At 67.8% G+C, this 9410-nt stretch carries 11 protein-coding genes; 3 read left to right on the top strand and 8 right to left on the bottom strand.

Annotation, left to right across the window (positions count from 1 at the left end):
* The 3 genes from ABTZ94_RS33720 to ABTZ94_RS33730 form a co-directional block, all read right to left on the bottom strand.
* The coding region (locus ABTZ94_RS33720; protein WP_502967354.1) for an electron transfer flavoprotein subunit beta/FixA family protein at nt 1–275 on the bottom strand (275 nt) is incomplete at its 3' end.
* A 201-nt stretch (nt 276–476) separates the two neighbouring features.
* Nucleotides 477–983, bottom strand: a complete 507-nt coding sequence (locus tag ABTZ94_RS33725) for a flavin reductase family protein (RefSeq protein WP_351206641.1) — start codon at nt 981–983, stop codon at nt 477–479.
* 196 nt (nt 984–1179) lie between these two features.
* Nucleotides 1180–1506 carry a TlpA family protein disulfide reductase gene (locus tag ABTZ94_RS33730; RefSeq protein WP_351206643.1) on the bottom strand — a complete coding sequence of 109 codons (327 nt, stop codon included), beginning with the start codon at nt 1504–1506 and terminating at the stop codon, nt 1180–1182.
* 219 nt (nt 1507–1725) lie between these two features.
* Between ABTZ94_RS33730 and ABTZ94_RS33735 the strand changes: the two genes are divergently transcribed.
* Nucleotides 1726–2448, top strand: a complete 723-nt coding sequence (locus tag ABTZ94_RS33735) for a lysophospholipid acyltransferase family protein (protein ID WP_351206657.1) — start codon at nt 1726–1728, stop codon at nt 2446–2448.
* A gap of 30 nt (nt 2449–2478) precedes the next feature.
* On the opposite strand, the gene ABTZ94_RS33740 is transcribed toward ABTZ94_RS33735, so the two are convergent.
* From ABTZ94_RS33740 to ABTZ94_RS33755, 4 genes are all read right to left on the bottom strand, one after another.
* Entirely contained in the window at nt 2479–3171 is a 693-nt protein-coding gene (locus tag ABTZ94_RS33740; RefSeq protein WP_351206645.1) for a B3/B4 domain-containing protein, read from the bottom strand.
* Nucleotides 3172–3653: 482 nt separating this feature from the next.
* Complete coding sequence (locus ABTZ94_RS33745) at nt 3654–4733, bottom strand: threonine aldolase family protein (RefSeq protein ID WP_351206647.1); 1080 nt, start codon at nt 4731–4733, stop codon at nt 3654–3656.
* On the bottom strand, nt 4712–5479 hold the full coding sequence (locus ABTZ94_RS33750; protein ID WP_351206649.1) for an SDR family NAD(P)-dependent oxidoreductase: 768 nt from the start codon (nt 5477–5479) through the stop codon (nt 4712–4714). The genes ABTZ94_RS33745 and ABTZ94_RS33750 overlap by 22 nt, the downstream gene beginning before the upstream one ends.
* Before the next feature lie 26 nt (nt 5480–5505).
* Nucleotides 5506–6903, bottom strand: coding sequence for a DUF6421 family protein (locus tag ABTZ94_RS33755; RefSeq protein ID WP_351206651.1), 1398 nt, complete (start codon nt 6901–6903; stop codon nt 5506–5508).
* Nucleotides 6904–7385: 482 nt separating this feature from the next.
* Here ABTZ94_RS33755 and ABTZ94_RS33760 point away from each other — a divergent pair, with 482 nt between their 5' ends.
* Nucleotides 7386–8036, top strand: a complete 651-nt coding sequence (locus tag ABTZ94_RS33760) for a glycerophosphodiester phosphodiesterase (RefSeq protein WP_351206659.1) — start codon at nt 7386–7388, stop codon at nt 8034–8036.
* A gap of 12 nt (nt 8037–8048) precedes the next feature.
* Here ABTZ94_RS33760 and ABTZ94_RS33765 read toward each other — a convergent pair whose 3' ends face one another.
* Nucleotides 8049–8600, bottom strand: coding sequence for a GNAT family N-acetyltransferase (locus tag ABTZ94_RS33765; RefSeq protein WP_351206653.1), 552 nt, complete (start codon nt 8598–8600; stop codon nt 8049–8051).
* Nucleotides 8601–8678: 78 nt separating this feature from the next.
* On the opposite strand from ABTZ94_RS33765, the gene ABTZ94_RS33770 reads away from it, so the two are divergent.
* Nucleotides 8679–9065 carry a VOC family protein gene (locus ABTZ94_RS33770; protein ID WP_351206655.1) on the top strand — a complete coding sequence of 129 codons (387 nt, stop codon included), beginning with the start codon at nt 8679–8681 and terminating at the stop codon, nt 9063–9065.
* The last annotated feature ends 345 nt before the right edge of the window (nt 9066–9410 follow it).

Below are 9410 nucleotides of genomic sequence, written 5' to 3' on the forward strand. Positions count from 1 at the left end.
TCGACGTGAACAGCCTTGTCCGCACCCATCGACAACGCCTTGCGCAACGCGTCCCTGGCATCCTCCGGACCCACCGTCAGCACGGTGACCTCCGCGTCGGCACCGCCCCCCCGGCACTCCTCCGCGATCTGCAGCGCCTGCTCCACCGCGTACTCGTCGAGCTCCGACAGCAGACCGTCGACATCCTCACGGTCCAGCGTCAGGTCATCGGCGAAGTGCCGGTCGCCGGTGGCGTCGGGCACGTACTTCACACAGACAACGATCCTCAAGCTCACGCCGGCTCTCCTACTGCATCGTCATTTCTGGGCTGCCTTGTTGCACGCAGCATAGGCGCCTGATGGGGCGGTTTCCGGCCGGGGCGACCGATGCTCCGAAGGAAATATTACTAGTCAGTACACCCAGTGTTTCACCCATGAGCAAGCGCTTGGAACTGTGATCTGGCCAACGTGCGGCACCCGTGTGCCGTTTGGGAGTTCTCAGTCCCGCAGAGCGGTGAAACGGCCCTGGTGATAGAGCAGTGGACGACCGCCTCCGGCCGGGTCGCCGACCACGGCCTCCGCGATCACGATCCGGTGGTCCCCCGCCGGGATCCGGGCCACCACGCGGCAGACCAGCCACGCCAGCACACCGTCGAGCACCGGCACGCCTTCGGGCCCACTGCGCCAATAGGTGGACGGGCCGAAACGGTCGGCGCCGCTGCGGGCAAAAGTGGCGGCCAGCTCCTGCTGGTGCTCACCGAGTATGTGGACGCCGATGTGCTCGGCCTCGGCCACGACCGGCCAGCTGGAGGACGAGGTCCCCACACCGAAGGAGATCAGCGGCGGCTCGGCGGCGACGGAGTTGAGAGACGTTGCGGTGAAGCCGACCGGCCGGTCACCTGCGGCGGTGATCACTGCCACACCTGCGGCGTGCTGCCGGAAGACCGAGCGGAGGAGATCGGGGGATGCCGTGCGGGAGGTACCGAGCTCGGGCGAAGCCGTCATGGAGATGTCCTTCTGCGGAGGAGGCGTACGGGGCCGTGGTTGCTCACGCACCCGGACAGCGCGCACTCGCGTTGCGGACGAGATCCACATGGACCCGGCCGAAGAGAAGGAGCTCTGGGGGCATAGCGTCAGAGTGACGATGCGTGGTGGGTGCGGTCAAGAGCGTTCCGCAATGTGGGAGATGCATCACGGTCCGTCACATCGCCTGCCCCAGTGCGGCGACGACGTCGACGGTGCGCGGCTGTCCGACGGCCCGGCGGACGATCCGGCCGGTGGCGTCGAGGACCAGTACGGTCGGCGTCCGGCTGATCTTCAGTTCGCGCACGAGAGTGAGATGCGCCTCGGCGTCGATCTCGACATGGGCGATGCCGTCCACCATGCGCGCCACCTCTGCGAGAATGCGGCGGGTGGCCCGGCAGGGCTGACAGAACGCGCTGGAGAACTGCACAAGAGTTGCCCGCTCGCCCAATTCCGCGCCGAGTTGGGCCACGTCCAGTATTCCCTCGCGTGTCTGCCCGTCCACCTTCGACCTCCCGTCAGATGCTCTTCGCAGGAGATCAGCACCACCGGGCACCGAGACATTCCCGGCGGTTCCACGTGACGAGAATCTCGCGGCCCGCGCCCTCGGAGACTGGCCACCGCGTCGCGCATGGGGCACGATCGGCGCAATGCCGCAAACCTACGGCTGCGTAACTTCCGCCGGGAGAACCCTCCCCAGGCGCTGAAGAAGGGTCTTCTCCAGATGGCAGAACTCGTCTATCGGCCGGTCGTCGGCGCCGCTCGTTCGTTTTTCAAGGCGCTTGACCTGAAGATCGACACTCAGGGTTCCGAGCACATCCCGAAGACCGGTGGCGCTGTACTGGTCAGCAACCACATCAGCTATCTGGACTTCATCTTCACCGGGCTCGCGGCGCTGCCGCAGAAGCGTCTTGTTCGCTTCATGGCGAAGGAATCGGTCTTCCGGCACAAAGTCTCGGGCCCGCTGATGCGCGGCATGAAGCACATCCCCGTCGACCGCAAGCAGGGCGAGGACGCGTATGCGCACGCTCTGGCCTCGCTGCGCTCCGGCGAGATCGTCGGCGTGTTCCCCGAGGCCACGATCTCGCAGTCGTTCACGCTGAAGAGCTTCAAGTCGGGCGCTGCCCGGCTGGCCCAGGAGGCCGGCGTACCGCTGATCCCGATCGCACTGTGGGGGACGCAGCGGCTGTGGACCAAGGGCCGGCCGCGCAATCTCAAGCGCAACCACATTCCGGTGACGATCCGGGTCGGCGAGCCGATGGAGGCACCCACCGACCAGTACGCGGGCGCGATCACCCGGCGGTTGCGGGAGCGGGTCCAGGAGCTCCTCGAAGCAGCTCAGCGCGCCTATCCCGTGCGCCCGAAGGACGCGAGCGACACCTGGTGGGTTCCATCGCACCTCGGCGGTACGGCTCCGACGCCCGCCGAGGTGCGCGAGAAGAGCTGACGCGACCGGCTCACGGCCACGATTGAAATATCACTCCGGGGTGCCGACGGTGATCCGCGCCCCGGGGCTCAGCTTCTCCAGCCACTCGGCGAGTTCGGCGCCTGCGGCTTCGAGTTCACCGATCGTCATGGGCGCGAGGCGCTCCAGCAGGAACACGGCGTTCACGGACTCCTCGGTGAGCCGGGTGCGCACACCCTGCCGCCAGTTCCAGCGACGGCAGGTGACGCCCTCGTCGTCGCACCAGACGACTTCGCCGGGCTCGGGGTGTTCCACGGCCTCCTCACCGCCGGCGACGGTGGGGAAGGGCTCCTGACCGGTGGAACGTACGAGCCGCATGGTGCCGTTGATCCGGTCGGTGTCCTCGCCGCCGACCGGGATCAGGTGGGCGACGCTGATGGCGTTGTAGAGGTCGACCAGGAGGTTGATGCGCGGCAGCCCGGCGTCGGTGAGCGCGCGCCGGGCCAGGGCTTCTGCGGAGTTGCGGGTGCGGGAGGGCTTGGCACCGAAGGCGGTGTAGGTGTCGCGCCAGGCGGCGAGGTGGGGGTCCTCGTGCGGGGCCCGGCCGTCGAGCCGCTCGACGAGCCGTCGGGCGGCATCGTCCAGCAGGGCCGAACTGTCTTCGTTGCTGGGCCCGTTGACCAGGCCGCGCGCTTCGACCGCGAGGTGGGTGAAGCCGGGGGCGAGGGTGCGTACGTCGTTGGAGATGGTGAACGTCAGGGTCATCGGCTGCCTTGCGTCGGGACGGGATCTCACAGCGCTGCGGGGAGAGTGCACCACAACTGCGGGCGGTCCTCGGCGGACCGGAGGCCGCGCAGTACCGCCGGATGTGGCGCTGTATAGAGTACTGGATAGTCCACTACATTGAACTCCGGACGGACCGTGCCGGCCGCTCCTCGCCGAACGAGAAGTGGGCATCGGCACCCGGCTTGTTGCCCCAGGGGGCCCTGACGGTCCCAGCGGTCGCGGCCGGGCAGCCGAACCGCGATCAGCCCGTACACGGGGCCCGGATCCCCGTTCTTCTCGCCGAGCCTCTGGCAGCAGAGGGCAGTCGGGATGCCCGCCGCACGGAGGAGGGCGGCCGGAGCGTGGGATTTCGAGTTCCGGAACTTGCTGGATCAGCTCCATGGCATGGCAGCCGAGCATAAGCATGCGGCCGACCGGATGTCAATGAATTTCCAGTCGGCCGCAAATCTATTCAGCTATGGCTACTTCGCCATCTCTTCCTTCAACGCGAGGACGAATGCATCGACATCGTCCTCCGTCGTGTCGAAGGAGCACATCCAGCGCACATCACCGGCGGCCTCGTCCCAGAAGTAGAAGCGGAAGCGCTTCTGCAGCCGCTCGCTCACCTCGTGCGGCAGCCGGGCGAAAACGGCGTTGGCCTGGACGGGGTGGAGGATCTCCACCCCGTCCACCGCACGCACGCCCTCCGCGAGGCGCTGAGCCATGGCGTTGGCGTGCCGGGCGTTGCGCAGCCACAGGTCTCCGGCAAGCAGAGCCTCCAGCTGTACAGAGACAAAACGCATCTTCGAGGCGAGCTGCATCGACAGCTTGCGCAGGTGCTTCATGGCCCGGACGGCGTCCGGGTTCAGGACGACCACGGCCTCGCCGAAGATCGCCCCGTTCTTCGTGCCACCGAAGGAGAGGACGTCGACACCGACGGTGTTGGTGAACGTACGCATCGGTACGTCCAGTGACGCCGCGGCGTTGGCTATGCGGGCCCCGTCCAGGTGAACCTTCATGCCGTGGCCATGTGCGTGGTCGCAGATGGCGCGGATCTCGCCGGGTGTGTAGACAGTGCCCAGCTCGGTGTTCTGGGCGATCGAGACGACCTGCGGCATGGCGCGGTGCTCGTCGTCCCAGCCGTACGCCTGCCGGTCGATGAGCTCGGGCGTGAGCTTGCCGTCCGGAGTGGGCACGGTGAGCAGCTTGAGGCCGCCCACCCGTTCCGGGGCGCCACCCTCGTCGACGTTGATGTGGGCGGACTCGGCGCAGATCACCGCGCCCCAGCGGTCGGTCATCGCCTGGAGCGAGACGACGTTGGCACCGGTTCCGTTGAAGACCGGAAAGACTTCTGCGGTCGGACCGAAGTGACTGTGCATGACGCGCTGGAGGTGCTCGGTGTAGTCGTCCTCGCCGTAGGCGATCTGGTGACCGCCGTTGGCGAGGGCGATGGCCGCGAGGATCTCCGGGTGCGTGCCCGCGTAGTTGTCACTGGCGAAGCCGCGTACCTGCGGGTCGTGGTGGCGTCGCGCGTCGGTCCTTACGGTTGTGGGGTCAGCCACAGGCGCTTTCCGTTCACTTCCGGGGCGGGCCGGTCCCAGACGCCGGCGATGGCATCAGCCAGCTCCTTGACGTCGGTGAAGCCCGCGAATTTCGCATTGGGGCGCTCGGCGCGCATCGCGTCGTGCACCAGTGCCTTGACGATCAGGATCGCAGCCGCGGTCCTGGGACCTTCGTCGCCCCCCGCTTTACGGAAGGAGTCCGCGAGCGCGAGCGTCCAGGCCTCGGCCGCCGCCTTCGACGCGGCATAGGCTGCGTTTCCCGCGGTGGGCTTGCTTGCCCCGGCCGCGCTGATCAGCACATAGCGACCCCGGTCGCTGCGCTGCAGACCCTCCTGGAAGGCCAGCGAGGTGTGCTGGACCGTGCGGATCAGCAGCTTCTCCAGCAAGTTCCAGTCGGCGAGGTCGGTCTCGGCGAAGCTGGCGCTGCCGCGCCAGCCGCCGACGAGGTGGACCAGGCCGTCGATCCGGCCGAATTCCTTCTCCGTCTTGTCCGCCCATTCACGGGCGGCAGCGAGGTCCAGCAGATCGACCGTGTCACCGGTGACCGTGGCGCCGCCGTGGGCGTAGCGCGCGGCATCGACCGCCTCGGCCAGGCGGGTGGCATCGGCGTCGGAGGCGACGACGGTCGCACCGGCCTCGGCGAGCCTCAGCAGGGTGGCCCGGCCGGCCGCCCCCGCGGCCCCGGCGACCGCGACCACGGCACCTTCGAGAGCACCGCTCCCGTTGCCCTTGCCATTTCCGTTCATGACCACCGCCTCCTTAACCCCGGCGCTCACGCGGCTGCCCGCTCGGCATCCGCGGCGGTGATCCCCTTGGTCGAGGCGATCACGTTCTTCAGTTTCTTGGAGAGCGCCTCATAGAACATGCTCAGGGGAAACTCGTCCGGAAGCACGTCGTCGACGAGCTTCCGCGGCGGCTGGGAGAGATCCAGCGCGTCCGGGCCCTTGGCCCAGCGGGAGCCCGGGTGCGGGGCGAGGTAGGTCGAGACCAGGTCGTACGCGGCGAACCAGTGGACGAGCTTGGGGCGGTCGATGCCGTCGCGGTACAGCTTCTCGATCTCGGTGCAGAGCTGGTTGGTGACCTGGGGGGCACGGTCCCAGTCGATCGTCAGCCTGTTGTCGGTCCAGCGGATCACATCGTGCTTGTGGAGGTACGCGAAGAGCAGCTGGCCGCCGAGGCCGTCGTAGTTGCGCACGCGCTCGCCGGTGACGGGGAAGCGGAACATCCGGTCGAACAGCACGGCGTACTGCACGTCGCGGCCCTGGGGGAAGCCGTCGGCCTCCAGCTGCACGGCCTCCTTGAATGCGGTGAGGTCGCAGCGCAGCTCTTCGAGCCCGTACATCCAGAACGGCTGGCGCTGCTTGATCATGAAGGGGTCGAACGGCAGGTCGCCGTGGCTGTGGGTGCGGTCGTGAACCAAGTCCCAGAGCACGAATGCCTGCTCACAGCGCTGCTGGTCGCCGACCATCTCGCGGATGTCGTCGGGCAGCTCGACGCCGAGCAGATCGACCGACGCCTCGGTGACCCGGCGGAAGCGGGCGGCCTCGCGGTCGCAGAAGATCCCGCCCCAGCTGAAGCGCTCGGGGGCCTCGCGCACGGCGACGGTCTCCGGGAAGAGCACCGCGGAGTTGGTGTCGTAGCCCGAGGTGAAGCCCTCGAAGGTGATGCCGCAGAAGAGCGGGTTGTCGTAGCGGGTGGCTTCGAGCTCGGCCAGCCACTCGGGCCAGACCATCCGCAGCACGACCGCTTCGAGGTTGCGGTCCGGGTTGCCGTTCTGTGTGTACATCGCGAAGACGACCAGGTGCTGAAGCCCGTCGGTGCGGTCCTTGGCCGGCTGGAAGGCGAGCAGCGAGTCGAGGAAGTCCGGCACGCCGAAGCCGTCCGTGGCCCAGCGACGCAGGTCCGTGACAAGGGCGCGGTGGTATGCGGCGTCGTGCGGAAGCAGCGGGGCGAGCTCCTCGACCGCGGCGATCACGCGGTCCAGCGTTTCCCGGGCGGCTGCCCGGGACGGCGCACCCTCGGCGTCGAAGTCGATGGAACCGTCCTTCGACTGCCAGGGGCGGATCTCCTCCACGGCATTCTTGAGCGCGGGCCAGGCGGCCTGATCGACCACCCGCTGGTCCGTAGCTATGTCGCCTGCGGCAACGTCGTGCACAAGAATTTCCGTCATAACACTTCCTCCACAGGAGAACCTCGCGTCAAGCAACCGTATCCATTTGTGGTTCCTTCGGACAAGTGGGGCTCAGAAAATTATCCTGCCGACCCCCATGGTCACCGTGATTCTTCCTGCGCAGAACCTTCCCTGCAAACGCTTCCGTCGGCCGAGCCCATTGTGGGCGCTGCCGGTCCACTCGGTCTCGTACACATGATCGGTCGGGCCATGCAGGGCGCGCCCACGCATGAGTGACACAGCTCGCCAGGCACGGCCGCCTGCCGGTAGGACGGACGGCATCCGCCCTTCGCGCCACTTGGACCGGCCGGCACACTGCGCCACTCCCCCTCGTCCGAGCGGTTCTCTCTCGGGGGTGGATCATTGGGCTGCCGAATTGCCGTAATGCCGCAGTGCGTCGTGGGTAGGAGCCGCACGCGGGAAGACGCCGTCGACGGAAGCGAGTTGCCTTGTCTTTTTTCACCATCGGTCATCGCGGAGTGATGGGTGTCGAGCCGGAGAACACCCTGCGGTCGTTCGTCCGTGCGGAACGGGCCGGGATGGACGCCATCGAGTTGGACCTTCATCTGAGCAAGGACGGCGCGCTCGCCGTCATGCACGACGCCGATGTGGACCGTACGACGGACGGCAGCGGTCCGATCGCCGAGAAGACCCTGTCCGAGCTGCGTGAACTCGATGCCGGGCAGGGCGAGCGGGTGCCGGTGTTCGAAGAGGTTCTCGACGCCGTACGGTCCCCCGTGCAGGCTGAGATCAAGGATGTGGCCGCGGCCCGCGCGCTGGCCGAAGTGATGCTGCGACGCGGTCTCGTCGACCGGGTCGAGGTGTCGTCGTTCCACGACGAAGCGGTCGCCGAGATCGCCCAACTGGTGCCGGGGGTACGGACCGTACTCATCGCGAGCCGCTGGCGGAGCGATGTGGTGGACCGCGCGAAGGCGGCGGGCGCGGCGACGCTGGCGCTGAACATCCGCCGCCTCACCCTGGAGGTGGTCGAGCAGGCGCACGCCGAAGGACTGAGGGTCATCGGCTGGGTGGTGAACACCCAGGACCATCTGCGGCTGGTACGCGCCTTGCGGCTGGACGGCGCGACCACCGACTACCCGGAGATCCGCCGCGCCGGCCGCTTCACCGCCTGATGGCCGGCCCGGTCAGACCAGGTCCTTGATCAGCAGCTCGAACGTGAGATCGTCGCGCTGCGGGACGCCGAAGCGGTCGTTGCCGTACGGGAACGGGCTGAGCTTTCCCGTACGGCGGTAGCCGCGGCGCTCGTACCAGGCGATCAGCTCCTCGCGCACCGAGATCACGGTCATGTGCATCTCGGTCACCCCCCAGTTCTCCCGGACGGTGCGCTCGGCCTCGGCGATGATCACCTTGCCGAGACCGGCTCCCTGCAGCTCGGGACGGACCGCGAACATCCCGAAGTAGGCGGCGTCACCGCGGTGTTCGAGCTGGCAGCAGGCGATGAGCGCACCGTCGCGCTCCACCACGAGCAGTCGGCTGCCGGGCGCTTCGACGACTTCGCGGACACCGTCCGGGTCGGTCCGCTGCCCCTGCAGGATGTCCGCCTCGGTGGTCCATCCGGCCCGGCTGGAGTCCCCGCGGTACGCCGACTCGATCAGCGTCACGAGTGCCGGCACATCGGCGTCGGCCGCATCGCGGAAGGTCAGCTGTCCCGAGTCCTGGGCAGGGGCTGTGTCCATGGTGGTGGCTCTCCGTTTCTCTGATGCGGCCGTGCCGAAGCAGGGTAACCCGCGTGTTCCGGACCTAGAATTTGACGCATGGTTCATGTGCTGAGCAGCCGGATCCTGTTACGTCCGGCCGATCCCGAGCGGTCACGGATCTTCTACGGCCAGTCCCTCGGGCTGCCCGTCTACCGGGAGTTCGGCACCGGCCCCGAGCGGGGCACGGTCTATTTCCTCGGCGGCGGCTTCCTGGAGGTCTCCGGACGCGCCACCACACCGCCGGTGCCCGGCCTCGAACTGTGGTTGCAGGTCGCGGACGTCCGGGCGGCGCACGAGGAGGTGTCGGCGGGCGGCGTCGAGGTGCTGCGGCCGCCGGTGCACGAGCCGTGGGGGCTCGTCGAGATGTGGATCCGCGATCCGGACGGGCACAGGATCGTCGTGGTGGAAGTACCGGAGGACCATCCACTGCGCTACCGCCCGTAGAAAGTGCCGGTGCGCCGTCAGTACGGGGCGCGACTTCCCTCCGCGCAGTGGACCAACTGATCGTGAGGTTCGGAGTCGCCTCAAGCAGATGATGCTGCAGGAGAGTTGAAGCAGGCCGAGATGGAGATCGGCGCGTATCTCGTAGCGGATGCCGAGTCGTTTGAATTGTAACGACCTCCCCCACGATAGGGAGCGGATCAGCGAGCGGCGTCATGCGCTTCGATTGCAAGGCGGAGGAAGGAATCGGATGGGGTCTCCCCTGGTCGAGCGAAGCCGAGAGCTCGGGGAAGGAGCGTCGTTGACTGACGACAACGCCGCAAGCGGAGTCGCAGGGCGTCGGGAGCC

This window comes from Streptomyces sp. NPDC002785 (assembly GCF_040295565.1).
Lineage (GTDB): Bacteria > Actinomycetota > Actinomycetes > Streptomycetales > Streptomycetaceae > Streptomyces.

Bases quoted from the DNA above. Each gene is read 5' to 3' on its own strand.
- ABTZ94_RS33725 (WP_351206641.1), bottom strand. From the start codon at position 983: ATGACGGCTTCGCCCGAGCTCGGTACCTCCCGCACGGCATCCCCCGAT.
- ABTZ94_RS33735 (WP_351206657.1), top strand. From the start codon at position 1,726: ATGGCAGAACTCGTCTATCGGCCGGTCGTCGGCGCCGCTCGTTCGTTT.
- ABTZ94_RS33740 (WP_351206645.1), bottom strand. From the start codon at position 3,171: ATGACCCTGACGTTCACCATCTCCAACGACGTACGCACCCTCGCCCCC.
- ABTZ94_RS33750 (WP_351206649.1), bottom strand. From the start codon at position 5,479: ATGAACGGAAATGGCAAGGGCAACGGGAGCGGTGCTCTCGAAGGTGCC.
- ABTZ94_RS33755 (WP_351206651.1), bottom strand. From the start codon at position 6,903: ATGACGGAAATTCTTGTGCACGACGTTGCCGCAGGCGACATAGCTACG.
- ABTZ94_RS33760 (WP_351206659.1), top strand. From the start codon at position 7,386: ATGGGTGTCGAGCCGGAGAACACCCTGCGGTCGTTCGTCCGTGCGGAA.
- ABTZ94_RS33765 (WP_351206653.1), bottom strand. From the start codon at position 8,600: ATGGACACAGCCCCTGCCCAGGACTCGGGACAGCTGACCTTCCGCGAT.
- ABTZ94_RS33770 (WP_351206655.1), top strand. From the start codon at position 8,679: ATGGTTCATGTGCTGAGCAGCCGGATCCTGTTACGTCCGGCCGATCCC.